The sequence below is a fragment of the Pseudomonas parafulva genome (assembly GCF_000800255.1).
GTDB lineage: Bacteria > Pseudomonadota > Gammaproteobacteria > Pseudomonadales > Pseudomonadaceae > Aquipseudomonas > Aquipseudomonas boreofloridensis.
Window position 1 is genome coordinate 752412 of the sequence record NZ_CP009747.1, and the last position, 18652, is coordinate 771063.

The 18652-nt window shown below is 60.4% G+C and carries 16 protein-coding genes; 9 read left to right on the forward strand and 7 right to left on the reverse strand.

Annotated elements, in window-relative coordinates; all coding sequences use genetic code 11:
- Position 1: 1 nt before the first annotated feature.
- The 3 genes from NJ69_RS03345 to aceE are packed head-to-tail and all read left to right on the forward strand — an operon-like array spanning position 2 to position 4924.
- On the forward strand, positions 2–1423 hold the full coding sequence (locus NJ69_RS03345; protein WP_052191981.1) for an FAD-binding oxidoreductase: 1422 nt from the start codon (positions 2–4) through the stop codon (positions 1421–1423).
- 21 nt (positions 1424–1444) lie between these two features.
- Positions 1445–2194 (forward strand): 3-oxoacyl-ACP reductase FabG, encoded by a 750-nt coding sequence (gene fabG, locus NJ69_RS03350; protein WP_052191982.1) that lies wholly within the window; start codon positions 1445–1447, stop codon positions 2192–2194.
- A gap of 54 nt (positions 2195–2248) precedes the next feature.
- Positions 2249–4924: a pyruvate dehydrogenase (acetyl-transferring), homodimeric type gene (aceE, locus tag NJ69_RS03355; protein WP_052192193.1), complete on the forward strand. Its 2676-nt coding sequence runs from the start codon at positions 2249–2251 to the stop codon at positions 4922–4924.
- A 420-nt stretch (positions 4925–5344) separates the two neighbouring features.
- On the opposite strand, the gene NJ69_RS03360 is transcribed toward aceE, so the two are convergent.
- The 3 genes from NJ69_RS03360 to NJ69_RS03370 all read right to left on the reverse strand — a co-directional run bounded on the left by NJ69_RS03360 (position 5345) and on the right by NJ69_RS03370 (position 7705).
- Complete coding sequence (locus NJ69_RS03360) at positions 5345–6781, reverse strand: IS1182 family transposase (RefSeq protein ID WP_039583080.1); 1437 nt, start codon at positions 6779–6781, stop codon at positions 5345–5347.
- 127 nt (positions 6782–6908) lie between these two features.
- Entirely contained in the window at positions 6909–7358 is a 450-nt protein-coding gene (locus NJ69_RS03365; protein ID WP_039576210.1) for a hypothetical protein, read from the reverse strand.
- A 104-nt stretch (positions 7359–7462) separates the two neighbouring features.
- Entirely contained in the window at positions 7463–7705 is a 243-nt protein-coding gene (locus NJ69_RS03370; RefSeq protein ID WP_029612354.1) for a DUF7660 family protein, read from the reverse strand.
- Positions 7706–8061: 356 nt separating this feature from the next.
- On the opposite strand from NJ69_RS03370, the gene NJ69_RS03375 reads away from it, so the two are divergent.
- Both NJ69_RS03375 and NJ69_RS03380 read left to right on the forward strand, forming a co-directional pair.
- Complete coding sequence (locus tag NJ69_RS03375) at positions 8062–8655, forward strand: GNAT family N-acetyltransferase (protein ID WP_039576211.1); 594 nt, start codon at positions 8062–8064, stop codon at positions 8653–8655.
- Positions 8652–9011: a cupin domain-containing protein gene (locus NJ69_RS03380; protein WP_029612351.1), complete on the forward strand. Its 360-nt coding sequence runs from the start codon at positions 8652–8654 to the stop codon at positions 9009–9011. The genes NJ69_RS03375 and NJ69_RS03380 overlap by 4 nt, the downstream gene beginning before the upstream one ends.
- A gap of 79 nt (positions 9012–9090) precedes the next feature.
- Here the strand turns inward: NJ69_RS03380 and NJ69_RS03385 are convergent, their stop codons facing one another.
- Complete coding sequence (locus NJ69_RS03385) at positions 9091–9963, reverse strand: EamA family transporter (RefSeq protein WP_039576214.1); 873 nt, start codon at positions 9961–9963, stop codon at positions 9091–9093.
- Positions 9960–11240, reverse strand: a complete 1281-nt coding sequence (locus tag NJ69_RS03390; RefSeq protein ID WP_039576215.1) for an MFS transporter — start codon at positions 11238–11240, stop codon at positions 9960–9962. Before NJ69_RS03390 ends, NJ69_RS03385 begins: the two co-directional genes overlap by 4 nt.
- Positions 11241–11378: 138 nt before the next feature.
- On the opposite strand from NJ69_RS03390, the gene NJ69_RS03395 reads away from it, so the two are divergent.
- Positions 11379–11834: a winged helix-turn-helix transcriptional regulator gene (locus NJ69_RS03395; protein WP_039576217.1), complete on the forward strand. Its 456-nt coding sequence runs from the start codon at positions 11379–11381 to the stop codon at positions 11832–11834.
- 329 nt (positions 11835–12163) lie between these two features.
- On the forward strand, positions 12164–13471 hold the full coding sequence (locus NJ69_RS03400) for an MFS transporter (protein WP_039576219.1): 1308 nt from the start codon (positions 12164–12166) through the stop codon (positions 13469–13471).
- Positions 13472–13548: 77 nt separating this feature from the next.
- Here NJ69_RS03400 and NJ69_RS03405 read toward each other — a convergent pair whose 3' ends face one another.
- Positions 13549–14823 (reverse strand): mechanosensitive ion channel family protein, encoded by a 1275-nt coding sequence (locus NJ69_RS03405; protein WP_039576220.1) that lies wholly within the window; start codon positions 14821–14823, stop codon positions 13549–13551.
- 141 nt (positions 14824–14964) lie between these two features.
- On the opposite strand from NJ69_RS03405, the gene NJ69_RS03410 reads away from it, so the two are divergent.
- Positions 14965–16287: a DEAD/DEAH box helicase gene (locus NJ69_RS03410; protein ID WP_039576222.1), complete on the forward strand. Its 1323-nt coding sequence runs from the start codon at positions 14965–14967 to the stop codon at positions 16285–16287.
- 56 nt (positions 16288–16343) lie between these two features.
- Here the strand turns inward: NJ69_RS03410 and NJ69_RS03415 are convergent, their stop codons facing one another.
- A complete protein-coding gene (locus NJ69_RS03415) occupies positions 16344–16616 on the reverse strand; it encodes a hypothetical protein (RefSeq protein WP_039576224.1) in 273 nt (90 codons plus the stop codon).
- A gap of 163 nt (positions 16617–16779) precedes the next feature.
- Between NJ69_RS03415 and NJ69_RS03420 the strand changes: the two genes are divergently transcribed.
- Positions 16780–18489: a ShlB/FhaC/HecB family hemolysin secretion/activation protein gene (locus tag NJ69_RS03420; protein ID WP_039576225.1), complete on the forward strand. Its 1710-nt coding sequence runs from the start codon at positions 16780–16782 to the stop codon at positions 18487–18489.
- Positions 18490–18652: the final 163 nt, after the last annotated feature.

An 18652-nucleotide genomic window follows, 5' to 3' on the forward strand; every position in this document is an offset into this window, starting at 1 on the left:
GATGAGCTTGTCTGCCAAGGTCTGTGCCAATACAGCCGTGCGAGAAGCCACACCGGGGTTGATGGCTGCGCTTGCGGAGCGTTTCGTCGAGCGCTTTTCCACCGCACGAGCGGTCAGGGAGCAACATGGAAGGGACGAGTCGGCCTATGTTGATGCGCCTCTGCCACAGGGCGTGGTGTTTGCCCGCAGCACTGCCGATATCGTCGATACTGTGCGGCTTGTCGGCGCGCATGAGGTTCCGCTGATTCCCTATGGCGCGGGTTCGTCGGTCGAGGGCCATCTGCTGGCGGTGCAAGGAGGCATCAGCCTCGACCTCAGCCAGATGGACCGGATCCTAGCCATTCACCCCGAAGACATGACTGTGACCGTGCAACCCGGGGTCACCCGCAGCCAGCTCGATGAGGCACTCAAGGGCAGCGGTCTGTTCTTTCCCATCGATCCGGGCGCCGATGCGTCGCTGGGCGGCATGTGCGCCACCGGTGCCAGCGGAACCAATGCGGTGCGCTACGGCACCATGAAGGAGAACGTTCTCGCGCTGGAGGTGGTCACCGCGCATGGCGAGGTGATTCGCACTGGTACCCGGGCCAGGAAGAGCAGCGCTGGCTACGACCTCACCCACCTGATGGTTGGCAGCGAAGGCACGCTGGGCATCATCAGCGAAGCGACCTTGCGCCTTCACCCAGTGCCAGAGTCGATCAGCGCAGCGGTGTGTTCGTTCGGCAGCCTCGACCAGGCGGTGAACACAGCGATTCAGGTCATTCAATGTGCGATTCCAGTGGCCCGCATCGAACTGGTCGATGCAAATACCGTGCGCATGGTCAATGTTCACAGCAAGCTGGCACTGCCCGAGGCCCCCATGCTGCTGATGGAGTTTCACGGCAGCGCCAGTGGCGTGCAGGAGCAGGCCGAGGCGGTGCAGGCCATCGCCAAGGAGTGGGGCGGGCAGGCATTCCAGTGGGCGACCCAGGCCGAAGACCGTCGTCGCCTGTGGACGGCCCGTCATCATGCCTACTTCGCCGCGATTCAATCGCATCCCGGGTGCCGGGCGATCAGCACCGATACCTGCGTGCCTATCAGCCGCCTGGCCGAATGCCTGCTTGAATCCACAGCCGAAGTCAATGCCACGGGCCTGCCGTACTTCCTGGTTGGCCACGTGGGCGATGGTAACTTCCACTTCGGTTACTTGGTGGACCCTGAAGACAGCCGGCAATGGGCCCAGGCCGAGTCGCTGAACGATCGACTGGTGGCGAGGGCAATCCGCCTGGGAGGTACTTGCACCGGGGAACATGGCATCGGCCTGCACAAGCAGGGCTACCTGCTCGACGAGGCGGGTGAGGGGAGCGTCGCGATGATGCGTGCGATCAAGCGCACCTTGGACCCGCACAACATTCTCAACCCCGGCAAAATCTTTGCTTTCGACTGAACCGCTAACGAAGGTACGCGAATGAACGACCTCACTCCTTCCGCCCCGCAAACCATCCTGGTCACCGGTGGCTCACGCGGCTTGGGTGCCGCCATGGTCATGGACCTCGCGGCACGTGGCCGCAATGTCTGTTTCACCTACCTCAGCAGCCATTCACAGGCCGAGCAACTGGCCTCCTCGTCCAAGCCTGGGCAGGTGTTGCCGGTGTGCGCCGATGGCCGCGACGCAAGCGCTATCGAGCAGGCGGTGAAGCGCTGTGTCGAGCACTTCGGCAGGCTCGACGGTCTGGTCAACAACGCCGGCATCACCCAGGACCGCAGTGCATTGGCCATGACCGCCGAGCAATGGCACGCGGTGATCGACGGCAACCTGCACAGCGCGTTTCATGCCTGCCAGGCGGTGCTGCCGCTGTTCGTCGAACAAGGCCATGGCGCAATCGTGAATATCGCTTCGGTTTCGGGGCTGATTGGTGTACCGGGCCAGGCCAACTATGGTGCGAGCAAGGCAGGGCTGATTGGCATGACCCGCTCGATGGCGGTCGAATTCGCTTCGCGCGGCGTACGCTGCAATGCCGTGGCGCCGGGTTTCATCGACACCGACATGACCCGCAAGCTGAACGAGCGCAGAGTGGCCCAGATGCTCGAACGCATTCCGATGCGCCGCTTCGGCAATGGCAAGGAGGTAGCTAGGGTGGTGGCGTTCCTGCTGTCCGATGACGCGGCCTACCTGACAGGCCAGGTGCTGGCGGTAGACGGTGGCCTGCTGGCCTGAGGGCGCTGGCCAAGCCTTGCGATTACCTGCCTTGAGGAGATTTACAAGATGACCATGGATGCCGGTCTCACGTGCCTGCGCACGGAAGCTGCGCCGCTGTTGCCCGCCGACGTCGACCCTGAAGAAACCACGGAATGGCTCGATGCGTTCGATGGCGTGGTCCGCCATGTGGGGGTGGCACGTGCACGCTACCTGTTGTATCGCCTAATCGGGCAGGGCTTGCGGCATGGTATCGAGCCTGCCGCTGCGATGCGCACTGCCTATCGAAACAGCGTGCACCACAGCCAGCAAGCCCCATTCACCGGTGACCTGCAACTGGAGAGCGAGCTGGCTGCCCTGGTGCGGTGGAACGCACTGGCGATGGTGGTGCAGGCAAATCGCCAAGAAGGCTCTCTGGGTGGCCACATCGCCAGCTATACCTCAGCGGCGGATCTGTTCGAGGTGGGGTTCAATCACTTCTTCCGCGCCGGGCCGTCCGGTAGCGCCGACCTGGTGTTCTTCCAGGCACATTCGGCGCCGGGAGTTTATGCACGGGCTTTCCTTGAAGGGCGTCTGAGTGAGCGCCAACTTGCCAACTATCGACGTGAGGTCGGGGGCGATGGCCTGTGTTCCTATCCGCACCCCTGGTCGATGCCCGACTTCTGGCAATTTCCCACCGGTTCCATGGGCCTGGGACCGATCACTGCCATTCACCAGGCGCGCTTCATGCGATACCTGCAGCATCGCGGCCTTGCTGAAGCGTCCGAGCGTCGGGTCTGGGGATTCTTCGGCGACGGCGAGATGGACGAGCCTGAGTCGCTGGCTGCACTGGGGCTGGCCGCGCGCGAAGGGCTGGGCAACCTCACTTTCGTGATCAACTGCAACCTGCAACGGCTCGATGGCCCGGTGCGCGGTAATGGCAAGGTAATCCAGGAGCTGGAAGGCGTGTTTCGTGCCGCCGGCTGGAATGTGCTTAAAGTGATCTGGGGCAGCGAGTGGGACGCACTCCTGGACCAGGACCCACAAGGGTTGCTGCAGCAATGCTTGGAGTTGGCCGTCGATGGAGAATACCAGTCGCTATCGACGCTGGACGGCGCTGCGCTGCGCAAACGCTTCTTCGGCCAGCATCCACAGCTGTTGCAGTTGGTTGCCCATCTGGATGATCGACAGCTCGAACGCATGCGCCGAGGTGGTCACGATCCGCTGAAGATCCACGCCGCCTACAGCGCTGCCGTGGCCTGCCAGGGGCGCCCGACGGTCATCCTGGCTAAGACCGAAAAAGGCCACGGCATGGGACGTTGGGGTCAGGGCAAGATGACCTCCCATCAGCAGAAGCAGCTTGATGACGAAGCCTTGTTGGCATTTCGAGACCGCTTCGCGCTGCCGTTGAGCGATGACGATGCCCGCAGCGCACGGCTGTTCAAACCGCCTGCCGATAGCGCGCCGATGCGTTACCTGCAGGCGCGGCGCCAGGCTCTGGGGGGCTACCTGCCCAGCCGCAGTAGCCAGGCGCCAAAGTTGACGCCGCCTCTTGCCGACAGCTTTGCCGCGTTTGCCCGGCAGGTTGAGAGCAAGCCGATGTCCACCACCCTGGCGTTCGTACGCATGCTCGGTGCGCTGCTGCGTTCGGCGCCGCTGGGCGAACGTATCGTGCCCATCGTCGCTGACGAGGCACGCACCTTCGGTATGGCCAACCTGTTCCACAAACATGGCATCTACGCACCCGCAGGCCAGCTGTACGCGCCAGAGGATCAGGACTCAATCGTGTCCTACAGGGAAGCGCAGGACGGCCAGATTCTCGAGGAAGGCATTACCGAAGCGGGCGCCATGGCCGCGTGGATCGCCGCTGGCACGGCCTACAGCAACCACGGCCTGGCCATGCTGCCGGTGTACATCTTCTACTCCATGTTCGGTTTTCAACGTGTCGCCGATCTCATCTGGGCGGCCGCTGACCAGCGCAGCCGCGGCTTCCTGATCGGCGCCACCTCGGGGCGAACCACCCTTGCCGGTGAAGGCCTGCAACACCAGGATGGTTCCAGCCTCCTAGTCGCATCCACCGTACCCAATTGCGTAACCTACGACCCTGCATTTGCCGGGGAGCTGGCGGTTATTGTAGAGAACGGCCTGCAGCGTATGCTGCAAGCGCAAGAAGACGTTTTCTACTACCTAACGGTGACCAACGAAAACTACCAGCAGCGACCATTGCCCGCCGGTGCCGAATCCGATGTGCTCAAAGGTATGTACCTGCTCGAAAACCACGATGCCTCAGCCGGCGCTCCCGAGGTGCGCTTACTGGGCAGCGGTGCCATCCTAAATGAAGTGCTGGAAGCGGCGGAGGAACTCAATGCGAGTTGGGGCATCAAGGTGCAGGTATGGAGTGTCACCAGCTTCAGCGAGCTGGAGCGTGACGCCCGATCAGCAGAGCAGGCACGCCTAACGGGAGAGGGGAGGCGGCCAACTCATGTGCAACGTTGTTTGCCAGGCGCCGTGCCGGTGATCGTCGCCACCGATTACGTGAGAGCCTGGCCGCAGCTGATCGCACCTTATGTGCAGGCACCGTTCAGGGTGCTAGGTACTGATGGCTTTGGCCGCTCCGATACTCGGCACACGTTACGCAGGGTGTTCGAAGTAGACCGCCAAGCGATATGCCTGAGTGCCTTACAGGCGCTGGTGGATCAGGGACATCTGGACTCTTCGGTGCTCAGCGAGGCCCGGACGCGCCTAGCTGGCGCGGAAGAGCCTGCTGACTGACGGCAAGAGGCGCCAACCGTGAGTCTGACTCTACTTAAAGTCTCGTACCATGGCGCATGCCTATTTTGGCAAATGCTGCCTATCGGCCTTAGCGACCTGCAGGCCTGGCTGGTCGCCGAGAATTTGGGTGCACAGCAGTGCACGCGGATCTACTGCGGGCCGTTCTGAAGGAGTAGTCGTAGATCAGCACTCATAGATTGGGCACCGCTGTGTAGCCTAAGGATCAAGGGATGAGTTCACCTCCAGGCTGTGTGAAAACGCAAGTAAGTACGTCGAGTAGCTAAAGAAGCTGGGGCAGCCTGTTAATTCAGCAGATGTAGGTGCAGATTTACTTCAGTCGGGTATCAGGTGCGGCTTGTACTATCTGGGTCTCGGCAGCGGCCCAGATAGCCGTATACGGACGTAAAGAAACGCTTGGACTCATGTCCTGATCACTTCAATCAGTCCAGCGATGCCAAAGATGCTCATCATTCGTTTGAGGTTGTAAGCCAGCACGTGAAGGCTCATCTCGGTGCTTACCCTCGGTAGGGTTTTGGTCAGGAAGTGGGTGCTTCCTATCCAGTATTTGAGCGTTCCGAAAGGATGCTCCACCGTCTGCCGGCGAACCTTCATTTTGCCGGGATCATGCTCTAATCGGTTCTGCACCGCTTCGACTACCGTTTCATGCTCCCAGCGCTTTAACCGGCGTTCCTTACCCGTCGTACACTGCTTCTGCATGGCGCAACTTTGGCAGCCCGAGAACCAGTAGCAGTGCAGCAACATGCCGTCTTCCACCGAAGAATGCCGGCGAGTCAGTAGCTGATCCGCAGGGCATCGGTATTCATCCGATGCAGCAATGTAGATGAAGTCCTGCTTGCCGAATCGGCCTTCCGCTTTGCTGCTTGATGTCAGCGGCTTCGGTACAAAAGTGGTGATCCCGGCCTGTTCGCAAGCAAGGATCTCCGGACCTTTGTAACAGCCTCGGTCGGCGACGACTGTCAGCGACTCAGCGCCGATCTCTTCGCGCGCCTGATTCGCCATATTGCTCAGTTGCGTTCGGTCATTGCCAACATTGGTGACTTCATGGGCAATGATCAGATGGTGTTTGTCATCGACTGCTGTTTGTACGTTATAGCCAACCGTGCCACTACCTCGGCCACTCGTGGCCATTGAGCGTGCATCAGGATCGGTAAGAGAGATTTGCTGATCTGGGCTGGCGTGAAGCTGCGCTTCAATGTCCTTGAGCTTCGTCATTTGCTGTTTCAGCTTCTCTATTTTTTCGCTCAGCCGTTCAACCTTGGTCTCGGCGACCTCGGGCGCTGCTCGATCCGCCGAATCCATCGCCGCAAGATAGCGGTCAATGCTCTGCTCGATCTGCTGTATGCGCGCCTTGATCTTGCCCTGGGTGAAGTTGCGGTCGCGGTTATTTACGGCTTTGAATTTGCTGCCGTCGATGGCAATGATCGACTGAGAGAAAAGATTGAGGTTGCGGCACAGCACTACGAATTGCCGGCACACGCTGCGAATGGCTTTACCGTTGTCTCGGCGAAAGTCGGCAATCGTTTTGAAGTCAGGAGCCAACCGGCCCGTTAGCCACATCAGCTCGACATTGCGCTCTGTCTCGCGCTCAAGCCGGCGGCTGGACTGAATCCGGTTGAGGTAGCCATAGATGTAGATTTTCAGCAGGACTGCTGGATGGTAGGCCGGACGCCCCGTTGCAGCCGGATCGACACCCTCGAAGCCGAGTGCTCCCAGGTCGAGTTCATCGGCGAAAACGTCGACCACCCGAACTGGGTTTTCTTCGGTGATGTAATCATCCAGGCACTCCGGCAGCAGCGTGACTTGCGTCCGGACCTCACCTTCAATGAACCGCTTCATGATCGTCCCCGCCACGATCTCGACGATCAGAAGGTTAGACAATCGCAGGTGTTTTCACACAGCCTGGACCCAAAGCGGTCATAGCTGCAGGCTTGGCCAAGTCTTCAGAAAGCTTAGCCATCCCAGCCTAATCGCTGCTACTGCCCATCAAAATCCATCTTTTACCACCCTGCTGAATATCGAAAGCGAAGTCCCAGAACACTGGGTATGCCGGATGGCCCTTGGTTAGCCAAAATGAAGTTAGGGTGCTGGCCTGGTCTAGGCGCAAATGCGTGAATAGGTCCTCGAGAAGACTCAGGATTTCGGACCGTTTTGCATCCAGATCCAGTGGGCCGTAACCGCCATCCCCCGCGTGCAGCAGTTGCTCGGTAACCTCAATGCGAGCCCCGCTTGCGGTCACGCAGGACTGCCCGCCGATGATCACTTCGTTACCGGTGGAAAAAGCGAGTTGCTCTTCAAGCGTTCTATCCAGGTCAAAGGGCCCATAGGTGTTGATCCAGACCGAATAGTTAAAACCCTCCAAGAGATGCTCAAGCCTGAGGATTTCGTTTGCACGTAAATCTTGGGTGATACGCATACTGGCTCCTTTAATCAAAGCTTTGAAGCCTACCTGAGAGCTTTCAAGGCGTTCTGGCGCCAGGCCACTCGCAAACCCACAACAGAAGCCTAATTGCTCTTCAGTTACTCGTAAATTTTTCCGCAGTAAAGAAATGTCGCGAACTGCGCCCACAGGTTGGAAGGTGGAAGCCCTTGGCGAATACCAAATTCACTGTCTTCTGCCCAAGATATTGCGGCATCCAGGAAGGCTTCAACGCTGATATTCTCCCAATCGTTGTTTGCGCGCTTATCAGCCGCTAGGGCGTGGACGAAAGCCAAGAAGGTCGTCGCGTCCATGACCTCGGCCAACTGTTCATGAAGGTCCAAGAGTTTCTCCCTCGCTAAGGTATACGTAGATAGGCATTGTCTTTCAGACGCTGAATGACCGCTTGGGGTCGGTACCCGCCGCTCTTAATACTCATCTTCATACGGAGGCGTCAGTCTTATTCCGGCTATGCCGCCATCGAAGTTCCGTCCGCAGGCTTTTATCCTCACCACCTTCCGCACCTCCCAAAACCTGAGCCATCAGCCGATCACGTACCTTCGATCATCGATCAACGTCGCACGCCATACCGACAGTGTTCGCCCCGAGCATGATGCAAGCCGTTGAGCCCACCTATCCTGCCACCCCATCACAGGCGTAACTCCCGAAAACTCCCATCCGATCCCTGCGAGCACTGCACATGCCCATCGAATTCAGACCCGCTCAAGCCTCGGACGCACCCGATATCGCGCGTTTCTTTCAACTGACATCGGAGGGCATGGCCGACTACATCTGGAGCAAGCTCGCCGCACCTGGAGAAACACTGCTGAGTGTGGGTGCGTCGCGCTATGCCAGGGAGCAAGGCGACTTCTCCTATAAAAACTGCTTGATGGCTACTTCCGAAGGGCGCGTCATCGGCATGATGCATAGCTATGCCCTGCATGAAGTCCCTGACAGGCCTGTCGAAACAGACCCGGTTCTGGCGCCCTATGCCGACATGGAAATACCCGACACGTTGTACATATCCAGCCTGGCCTTGGATGAAGCCTGGCGCAGCCAGGGGTTGGGCGTTGAGTTTCTTCGCCACGCCCAACAGCGTGCCGAGGACACTGGCCTGAAGGGGCTGTGCCTGATCGACTATGCAGAAAACCACGGCGCACGCCGCTTCTACGAGCGCCACGGTTTTCAGATCGTTAAAACCTGCCAGATCGTGCCGCACCCGATGCTGGGCGTAACCGGTGAGGCCTATTTGATGTATCGCCCCAACCACAACCTGATCGAGAACAAACCATGAACAAGACCCTGACCGTGTTCCGCGAACTCGATATCCAGCCGGTGCGCGACCTTCCTTTTTTTGAAGAAGTCGTGGAAGGCGATCCTCATACACTGACGTCCAAGTACTATCACGACGAACAGCAAGGTCGCATTTCCGGGGAGTGGGAAGCCAGCACCGGTGCGTGGCGCATCGACTATAAAGTCTGGGAGTTCTGCCATGTCCTGAGTGGACGCTGCGTCATCGAACTCGAGGGTGGCGCCCCCGTCACACTGGCTGCTGGCGACACGTTCATCATCGAGCCGGGCGCCAAGGGTAAGTGGACCGTGCTGGAAGACATGAAAAAGAACTTCGTGATTCTCCTGCCCGCGAACTAGGCACGCGGCCGCTTTATCGAGCGCCACGCCTATCCTGTGTGTGGCGCTCGAGCGTTATTTGGCGTGCCGCAACAGCCTTCTACCTCAGCCCATCCACGATCCGCTTCCCATAAAGCCCAACCGCCAGCCCCGACACGATCAGCACCACCGCAACGATCTTGCTGAATGAAAGCGCCTCATCAAAGACCATCACCGAACCCACCATACCGAACACCGGTACCAGCAGTGATAACGGTGCGATGGTCGAGACTGGGTAGCGCTTCATCAGCGAATTCCACACCCAGTAGCCGAACAGGGTATTGGGGTAGACCTGAAACAGAATGGATAGCACGGCGCTCGAGTCCAGGTGGGTGAGTAGGGCGCGATACCCGCGGGTGCCGTTCACGGCATAGTCGAGCGCGAACAGCGCAAGGGGAGAGAACGCGCTGGACCACACCAGAAACGCAAACACTTGGGTGGTCTGCGCTTTCTTGTTGATGACATTTGCCACGCTCCACGCCAATGCGCCCAGCAGCACTAGCGCCAGGCCCGTCATCGTCACGCTGCCGTCGACGATGGAGGCGATGCTGAGCAACCCGCACAGGGCGATGATCATTCCGGCCACCTGGTAGCGCGACACCTGTTCGTTGAACACCTTGGCGCCCAGCACAAGGGTGAAAAACGCGCTGAACTGCAGTACCAGCGACGCGATGCCCGCCGACAGTCCCGACTGGATGCTTAGATTGACCATCCCCCACAAGCCAACGCCGAACGCGAGTCCATACCCCACCAGGTAGCGCCAGGGCACATCGGGCTTGGGGATGAACAGGATGGCGGGAAGCGCGCAGAGGGTGAAGCGAAGGCCGGCCAGGATGAAGGGATCGACGCTGGCAAGTCCCAGCTTGATCACCGAGAAATTCAGGCCCCAGATGGCGGTGATGGAGATGGCGAGCAGCAGGTGTCGGAATTTCATTGCGAGCTTCCTGGGCGGGCGGTTGAGCTGCGGACGGTCAAGCACCACAGGATCAACGCGGCAGCGCTGATCGTGGCGCCCAGCAGGCATACGGCAGGCCATCCCCAGTGCACGTAGACCTGGGTCGCGGCGGCCGCGCCGAGTGCGCTGCCGATGGCGTAGAACAGCATGTAGGCGCCGACCATGCGGCTCTGGGCATCCGGTCGTGCGGCGAAAATCAGGCTCTGGTTGGTGACGTGGACGGCCTGGACGGCGAAGTCGAGCACCACCACACCGCACACCAGGGCGATCAGCGAATGTTGGGCGAAGCCGATGGGCAGCCATGAAAGCGTCAGCAAGACCAGGGCGATAGCGCTGATCCGTTGGCCCAGGCCCCGGTCTGCCCAGATGCCGGCCCGCCTGGCGGCCAATGCGCCAGCAACACCTGCCAAGCCGAACAGGCCGATGGACGTGTGGGATAAAGACAGCGGCGGGGCGCTCAGCGGTAGCACCATCGCCGTCCACAGAACAGAGAACGCGGCGAAGACGAGCAGCGCCAGCAATCCCCGAATCTGCAATACCGGTTCGGTCAGTAGCAGCGTGAACACGGAGCGGAGCAGCGCACCATAGGTGCTCCCGCGTCGCTGCGGCGGGGCGTCGGGCAAGCACTTGGCTAGCACCAGGGTGAGTATCAGCATCAACCCCGAGGAGAGGCCGTAAACCGCGCGCCAGTCGGCCAGGTCAGCGATCAGCCCTGAGGTAAAGCGCGCCAGGAGAATCCCCAGCACGATGCCGCTGGTGACGGTGCCGACCGCCTGTCCGCGTTCTGACGGCGTCGCCAGCACGGCGGTATAGGCCATCAGCACTTGAGCGACCACCGCCATCAGACCGACGACCACCATGGCGCCCAGCAGCATCAGCCAGGTCTGCGACGCGCCGACCGCCGCGAGCGCGAGGGCGCAGAGTGCTGTCTGGGTGAGTACGAGCCGCTTGCGATCGACCCGATCGCCCAAAGGAACGAGCAGCAGCAGCCCCAGCGCATAGCCGACTTGCGTCATCGTGACCACGCTACCGATCAGCCCCGGTGCGACGTGCAGGCTTCGAGCCATCGAGGCGAGCAGGGGTTGGGCGAAGTAGACGTTGGCGACGGCCAAACCGCAGGTCACCGATAGCAGCAGCGTGAGGGAAGGGTGCAGGCCAGGGAGGTGCTTGTCATGACACTGGTCGGCGGGTGATGGCCGCCGCGATGGGTGAGGTTGCGATGGTCGATCCTTTGGGAGCTTGAATTCGGCTGTCATAACGCCTTCCATCCGGGTAGTCTGGTTGCAAATTGAAACCATTTGAAATCATGGTTTATTCCTGTTTCAAATTGCAACCAGATTTTTGTGGGACGAAGTCGCGTGATTTGAAAAGTCCCCTATTTCAGAAGGTGAGAAATGGCTGAGATATCTTCGCCCGATCCTCGGGAATGCCCTGTCGCCCGGTCGCTCGAGGCGATTGGAGATCGCTGGTCGCTGATGATCGTTCGTGATGCGTTCGACGATGTGCGTCGGTTCAGCGAATTCCAGAAAAGCCTGGGCGTTGCCAAGAACATCCTGGCATCGCGGCTCAAGGCATTGGTGGAAGTGGGGGTTTTCGACATCCGTCCGGCTTCGGACGGCAGTGCCTACAAGGAGTACGTGCTGACGGAGAAAGGACGCGAGATCTTTCCGATTGTGGTCGCCCTGCGGCAGTGGGGCGAGCGGTTCGCGTTCGAGCCGCATGAGACACGGTCGGTGTTGCTGGATAACGCATCGGGCGAGCCGGTGATGAGGATGGCGGTGCGCTCGGTGAGCGGAGAGGTGCTTGGGCCGGGGGATTGTCATCGGGTGAGGGTTGTCAGCGAGCCATGAACAGCGCATTCACAGTGGCCATAAAGCGACGCGCTTTGATAGAAGGCGCTCGGGTACCGTGTGCGACACGGATGGGTTGCATGTCAGTTCGCGGCCGTATCGGTCGGATGACGGATACGGATTTTTCTCATAACCTATGTTGTTTTTTTAAATTTACAGCGGATGGGTCGGTTCATAGACTCGAGCAGTCACTCTCTTGGTAAATAATCATCTCTTTTTAGAAAAAATTGCGGTGAAGCGCAGTTCGATTTATTGCATGGGCAGCGTACGTGTCATGCGTTGGCTTCATAAGCGATATCAAGTTCAAACAATAAAAAGTGGAGTCTTCGATGGGCATCTCAAGCGCAATTGCAGCACCTGGTCAGGAACGTCTCGATGAGTTGAAGCTCTATCGCCGCGTGGCCTGGCGGATCTTGCCTTTAACGGTGGTTTGTTATTTTTTCTCCTATTTTGATCGTATCAATATCAGTTTTGCAAAAGCTCAAATGCAGGCGGACTTAGGTCTCAGCGATGCGGCGTATGGTATTGCAGCAAGCATCTTCTTCGTCGGCTATGTGTTATTCGAAGTGCCTAGCACGATAGGCTTGAAAAAATATGGGGCCCCGAGCTGGATTTGCCGCATCATGATCTCGTGGGGTTTGGCGACAGCGGCGCTGATGTTTGCCTCGAGTGAGTATGTACTTTATTTCCTCAGGTTCCTGATTGGCGTCATGGAGGCTGGATTCGGCCCAGCGATTCTTTTCTACTTGGCGTGCTGGTTCCCGCGTAGAAAGATGGCTTCCATTAACGGGCTGTTCTTCCTTTCCGGACCGATTTCAGGTGCGCTCGGTGCGCCTGTCGCCGGTTTCATTCTTTCGCATATGAATGGCGTCATGGGTCTTGCTGGCTGGCATTGGCTCTTCTTGATGTCGGGTCTCCCTTGTGTATTGCTCGGCCTCGTCACCGTCTGGAAGCTGGATCGAGATATCAGCTCAGCCCGTTGGCTTGCTGCAGAGGAAAAAGCCTATCTTATTGAGCAACTCGGCGATGCTAAAGCAGCGGCCAAGCCAGCGCACGGCTCTATTCTGAAAGTGCTCATGAGCTGGGAGGTTCTTGCACTTGGCTTGATTTATTTCGTTGTCAAGGTTTCAGCATACGGTATCAATTTCTGGATGCCAGATCTCATCCGCCGTTCTGGCGTTGAAGACTTGACGACGATCGGTTTGCTGACCGGGATCCCCTATGCATTCGCCTTTGTTGGAATGCTGGTTGTGACACGATATTCTGATCGTAAGGGTAACCGTCGTACGCCTCTATGGGTTTCCTTGACCGTTGCAAGTGTCGGTTATTTCCTGGCGTGTACCTATCCCGAATACCCCGTGTTATTCATGAGTGCGCTGATCTTGGCAACGGCGGGTTCGTTTGTTGCGATTCCTGTGTTCTGGGCTATTCCTCAGACTAAATTCAATGGCCTTGCTATTGCGGCTGCAATCGCGGCGATCAATTCCCTGGGGCAACTGAGTGGGATCGTGGCACCTTCTGCTATTGGCTTTATCAACGAACTGTCCGACAACAAGTATTTGGGTATGCTCAGTATTGCCCCTGTTTGTCTCGTCGGTGCACTTATCGTGTTGAAGGTTGTTCCTCGCAAAATTTGATCGATTCCAGCGCGGCACGTTATGTGTCGCGCTATTTGATCGAACACGCGACCTCAGCGCCAATAGGGTCAGTGCTTTCAGGCCTCGCTCATCCGCTCGACCCGCGCCGCCAGCCCTGAGCGCATATCACTCCCGCTCGGCTGCTGATACACGCTCAACCCAAACTCCGGCAACACCGCCAGCAGGTAATCGAAGATATCCCCCTGAATCCGTTCGTAGTCGGCCCAGGCGGTGGTGCGGGTAAAGCAGTACACCTCCAGGGGTACACCTTCGGCGCTGGTCTGCATCTGGCGCACCATGCAGGTCATGTTCGGGTGCACGTCGGGGTGATTCTTCAGATAGGCGAGGGCAAAGGCGCGGAAGGTGCCGATGTTGGTGAGCTTGCGGCGGTTGGCGGCCAGCTCTTCGACCAGGCCCTGGGCCTCGTTCCAGTCGTGCAATTCCTTGCGCTTGGTGGCGAGGTAGTCGCCCAGCAGGCGCACGCCGGACAGGCGCTGTTCTTCCTGCACGGTGAGAAAGCGCACGCCGGTGGCGTCGATGAACAGGCTGCGCTTGATGCGGCGCCCGCCCGACTGCTGCATGCCGCGGTAGTTGCGGAACGACTCGCTCATCAGGCGCCAGGTGGGGATGGAGACGATGGTCTTGTCGAAGTTCTGCACCTTCACCGTGTGCAGGGTGATGTCGATCACATCGCCGTCGGCGCCCACCTGGGGCATCTCGATCCAGTCGCCGACGTGCAGCATGTCGTTGCTGGTGAGCTGCACGCTGGCTACGAACGACAGCAGGGTGTCCTTGTACACCAACAGCAGCACCGCCGACATCGCACCCAGGCCCGAGAGCAGCAGCAGCGGCGAGCGGTCGATGAGGGTGGCGACGATGACGATGGCGCTGAACACCCACAGCACCATCTTCGCCAACTGCACGTAGCCCTTGATCGAGCGGGTGCGGGCGTGCTCGGTGCGGGCGTAGATGTCCAGCAGTGCGTCGAGCAGGCACGACAGGGCCATGCTCAGGAACAGCAGGGTGAAGGCCAGGGCCAGGTTGCCGAGGAAATGCTGCGCCGTGTCGGACAGTTCCGGCACCAGACGCAGACCGAATTGCATCACCAGCGACGGGGTGGTTTGTGCCAGGCGCTGCAGCACCTTGTTATGGCGCAGGTCTTCGACCCAGCGCAGCGCCGGTTGCCGCGCCAGCAGACGGCTGGCGTGCAGCACCAGAAAGCGCGCGATGCGTCCCAGCACCAGCGAGATCAGCAGCAGCACGCCCAGGCCCAGGGCTGCGTGCAATAAAGGGTGCTGGTCGAGGGTGCCCCAGAGGTCCAGGGCGTCGACCCAGAGTCGTTGGATATCCATAGCGAAAAACGGTCTGCAATTGCCTGACGAGGCGCCATTAGAGCGCGGAAGCGGGGCAGGGTGCCAAAAGAAATTCGGCGTCGGCAGCGGAAAACGTTAACCTATGCAGCCGAATTGTCCGCATCTACCTGAGGTACACCCGTGTTTTCCCAATTCGCCCTGCACGAACGCCTGCTCAAAGCCGTGGCCGAGCTGAAATTTGTCGAGCCGACCCCGGTGCAGGCGGCGGCCATCCCCCTGGCCCTGCAAGGGCGCGACCTGCGCGTGACGGCGCAGACTGGCAGCGGCAAGACCGCCGCCTTCGTGCTGCCGCTGCTCAACCGTCTGGTCGACCTCAGCGGCCCGCGCGTGGAAATCCGTGCGTTGATCCTGCTGCCGACCCGCGAGCTGGCCCAGCAGACCCTCAAGCAGGTGCAACTGTTCTCGCAGTTCACCTACATCAAGTCTGGCCTGATCACTGGCGGTGAAGACTTCAAGGAACAAGCGGCGATGCTGCGCAAGGTGCCGGACGTGCTGATCGGCACGCCGGGCCGCCTGCTCGAGCACCTCAACGCCGGCAACCTCGACCTGTCGCACGTGCAGGTGCTGATCCTCGACGAAGCCGACCGCATGCTCGACATGGGCTTCGCCGACGACATGGAGCGCCTGTGCAAAGAGTGCGAGCAGCGCGAGCAGACCCTGCTGTTTTCCGCCACCACTGGCGGCGCGGCGCTGCGCGACATCATTGGCAAAGTGCTGAAGGATCCTGAGCACCTGATGCTCAACAGCGTCTCCCAACTGGCCGAAGGCACCCGCCAGCAGATCATCACCGCCGACCACGACCAGCACAAAGAGCAGATCGTGCAGTGGTTGCTGGCCAACGAGACCTTCGACAAGGCGATCATCTTCACCAACACCCGGGCCCTGGCCGACCGCATCTACGGTCACCTGGTGGCCAAGGACGTCAAGGCCTTCGTGCTGCATGGCGAGAAGGACCAGAAGGACCGCAAGCTGGCCATCGAGCGCTTCAAGCAGGGCAGCTCCAAGGTGCTGGTGGCCACCGATGTGGCCGCGCGCGGCCTGGACATCGATGGCCTGGACCTGGTGATCAACTTCGACATGCCGCGCAGCGGCGACGAGTACGTGCACCGCGTCGGCCGCACCGGGCGTGCCGGTGGCGAAGGTCTGGCGATCTCGCTGATCACCCACAACGACTGGAACCTGATGTCGAGCATCGAGCGCTACCTCAAGCAGCAGTTCGAGCGCCGGGTGATCAAGGAGGTCAAGGGCACCTACAGCGGGCCGAAGAAGGTCAAGGCGTCGGGCAAGGCGGCGGGCGTGAAGAAGAAAAAGACCGACAAGAAGGCCGGTGACAAGAAGGCAGTGGCCAAACGCAAGCCGAGCGCCAAGCCGCGTCCGAATGCCCCGCTGACCAGCGCTGATGGCCTGGCGCCGCTGAAAAAGCGCGCGCCGAAGGCCGAGTAATTGCACAACGGTGCAGGAGCGGCGCGAGGTCGCTCCTGCACAGGCATGGCCCGTGATTATCCTGCCTTGCGCTCCGCTTCCTTCAACTCCTGAATCCGCTTGTCGATCAGCTGGCATTTGTCCGGCAGGTCTTTGCTCGCCGTGCCCAACTCCATGCCTTGGAGTTCTTCGTTGATTTCCTTGGCCTTCTGCGGGTTCTGCTCGGTCAGTTGCGTCACCAGCCCTGCCAGTTCCTCTCGTTTTTGCGTCGCCTCGTCGGGCGTGCACGCCCAGGCGGGCAGGGCGCAGGACAGGCTGGCGAACAGGGTCATGCGGCACAGAACGTTCATCGTCGTTTCCTCCTTGTGCAGTCACAGGGTGGAGTAGCGCCCGGCGGCAAAGGTTCAGGTCAATGACCCAGAGGGCTTGGTAGTACAGCTGATGGCAAATTGACGTCAAAAAGCCATGAGGTTATGCTTCGCCCCCCGTTTTTTACCGTCCAGGGACTGGAACATGGCGACATGGTTTCGCACGCGTGCCGCTCACGCGCTCCTGCTGCTGACTGTTGGTTTCTCCGGCGCCGACGCCCTGGCCGCCACGCCGCTGGAGCAAGACCTCATTCGCGATCGTCAGGACCGCCTGCTGCAAGAACAGCAGCGGCGCCTCGATGAGCTGCGCGACCTGCCTGGTAACACGCCGGCGCCCAGCACCCAGCCGCTGCCCGAAGACACCCGCTGCTTCACCATCCGCACCCTCGAAATCAAGGGGGCCGACAGCCTCAGCGCCGCCGACCGCGAGCGTCTGACCAAGCCCTTCATCGGCCAGTGCCTGGGCGTCAGTCAACTCAATGTCCTGCTCAAGGCCATCACCGACCTGTACCTGGACCGTGGCTTGGTCACCAGCCGCGCTTATCTGCCGCAGCAGGACCTGTCCAGCGGTCACCTGCAGGTGCTGGTGGTCGAAGGGCGTGTGCAAGGTCTGCGGGCTGACCCGGCCAGCGGTCTGTCGCCGCGTGAGATCGCCATGGCCTTCCCCGGCCGTGAAGGCGAGGTGCTCAACCTGCGCGAGATCGAGCAGATGGTCGACCAGCTCAATCGCCTGCCTTCGACCCGTGCGCAAATGGAGCTGCTGCCCGGTGACGCCGTCGGCGCCAGTGTGGTGCAGGTCAAAGGCCAGCCCGACAAGCCCTGGCGCGCCTCACTGTCGCGCAACAACGAAGGCCAGCGCAGCACCGGCGAGCAGCAGGTCAACCTGGGTTTCGAATGGGACAGCCCCCTGGGCCTGGCCGACCAACTGAGCCTGCGCGGCGGTCACGATGTGGTCAGCGACCACACGCAAGGGTCGAAGAACGGTACGCTGGCGTACAACCTGCCCTGGGGGTGGTGGAACTTCAGCTACAGCTACAGCGAGTCCGATTACCGCTCCGAAGCCCAGGCCAACGGCTTCACGTTCAAGCAGACCGGAGACAGCCAGAACCACCAACTGCGCGCCGACCGTGTGCTGCACCGCGATGCCACCAGCAAGACCTCGGTGAACGTCGGCCTGGCGCACCTGCGCACCAACAACTACATCGAAGACAGCCGCCTGCAAGCCAGCAGCAACCGCCTCAGCGAAGCGCAGTTCGGCATCAACCACGGCCGGCGTATCGGCACCGCCTTCGTCAACCTTGACCTTGGCACTCAGTCGGGCATCGGCGCCTTCGACGCCCAGAGTAACGGCCATCCCCAGCCCGGCGAGCCAGTGGCGCGCTACCGCAAGTACACCGCCACGCTGAGCTACGTGCAAGGCTTCCAGGTGCTTGGCGAGAACCTGTCCTTCTCCAGCCTGGCCACCGCCCAGCGCAGCGAGGACGTGCTGTTCAGCCCGCAGCGCATCAGCCTCGGCGGGCTGTCGTCGGTGCGTGGCTTGAAGGATCAATCGCTGTCCGGGGACAGCGGCGCCTACTGGCGCAACGACCTGCGCTGGACCCGACCGGTGACCTGGCCGGTGTTGCAGCCGGCGATCGCCGAGTACGGGATGGGCCTGGGCTATGACCTGGGCGTGATCCGCAACGACCGCTACAACGGCGACCGTCACGGCCGCGCCAGTAGCCACTCGCTGGAGTTGTTCGCCCGGGGCCGGCACCTGGCTGCCAGCGTCACTTTCGCCCAGAGCCTGGAGCGCCCGGACGCCGTGCCCGACAAAGAGCGTCCGGTCTACTTCCGGCTCGACTTCTTCATCTGACGGTCGAGTCGTACGCCTTGTCCATTCTTCGTGAAAGGGCCATCGCCTGGGGACGTGTGCCTCGGGGATTCGAGATATGGAGGGGCTGCCCTGAGCAGTGCTGCGTCTTTGCGACCTGCGCCGAAGGTGGCGAAGATCGCGCTGTGCTGAGGTGTTTCAAGCT

Bases quoted from the DNA above. Each gene is read 5' to 3' on its own strand.
- NJ69_RS03345 (WP_052191981.1), top strand. From the start codon at position 2: ATGAGCTTGTCTGCCAAGGTCTGTGCCAATACAGCCGTGCGAGAAGCC.
- fabG (WP_052191982.1), top strand. From the start codon at position 1,445: ATGAACGACCTCACTCCTTCCGCCCCGCAAACCATCCTGGTCACCGGT.
- aceE (WP_052192193.1), top strand. From the start codon at position 2,249: ATGGATGCCGGTCTCACGTGCCTGCGCACGGAAGCTGCGCCGCTGTTG.
- NJ69_RS03360 (WP_039583080.1), bottom strand. From the start codon at position 6,781: ATGAAGCGGTTCATTGAAGGTGAGGTCCGGACGCAAGTCACGCTGCTG.
- NJ69_RS03365 (WP_039576210.1), bottom strand. From the start codon at position 7,358: ATGCGTATCACCCAAGATTTACGTGCAAACGAAATCCTCAGGCTTGAG.
- NJ69_RS03375 (WP_039576211.1), top strand. From the start codon at position 8,062: ATGCCCATCGAATTCAGACCCGCTCAAGCCTCGGACGCACCCGATATC.
- NJ69_RS03380 (WP_029612351.1), top strand. From the start codon at position 8,652: ATGAACAAGACCCTGACCGTGTTCCGCGAACTCGATATCCAGCCGGTG.
- NJ69_RS03385 (WP_039576214.1), bottom strand. From the start codon at position 9,963: ATGAAATTCCGACACCTGCTGCTCGCCATCTCCATCACCGCCATCTGG.
- NJ69_RS03390 (WP_039576215.1), bottom strand. From the start codon at position 11,240: ATGACAGCCGAATTCAAGCTCCCAAAGGATCGACCATCGCAACCTCAC.
- NJ69_RS03395 (WP_039576217.1), top strand. From the start codon at position 11,379: ATGGCTGAGATATCTTCGCCCGATCCTCGGGAATGCCCTGTCGCCCGG.
- NJ69_RS03400 (WP_039576219.1), top strand. From the start codon at position 12,164: ATGGGCATCTCAAGCGCAATTGCAGCACCTGGTCAGGAACGTCTCGAT.
- NJ69_RS03405 (WP_039576220.1), bottom strand. From the start codon at position 14,823: ATGGATATCCAACGACTCTGGGTCGACGCCCTGGACCTCTGGGGCACC.
- NJ69_RS03415 (WP_039576224.1), bottom strand. From the start codon at position 16,616: ATGAACGTTCTGTGCCGCATGACCCTGTTCGCCAGCCTGTCCTGCGCC.
- NJ69_RS03420 (WP_039576225.1), top strand. From the start codon at position 16,780: ATGGCGACATGGTTTCGCACGCGTGCCGCTCACGCGCTCCTGCTGCTG.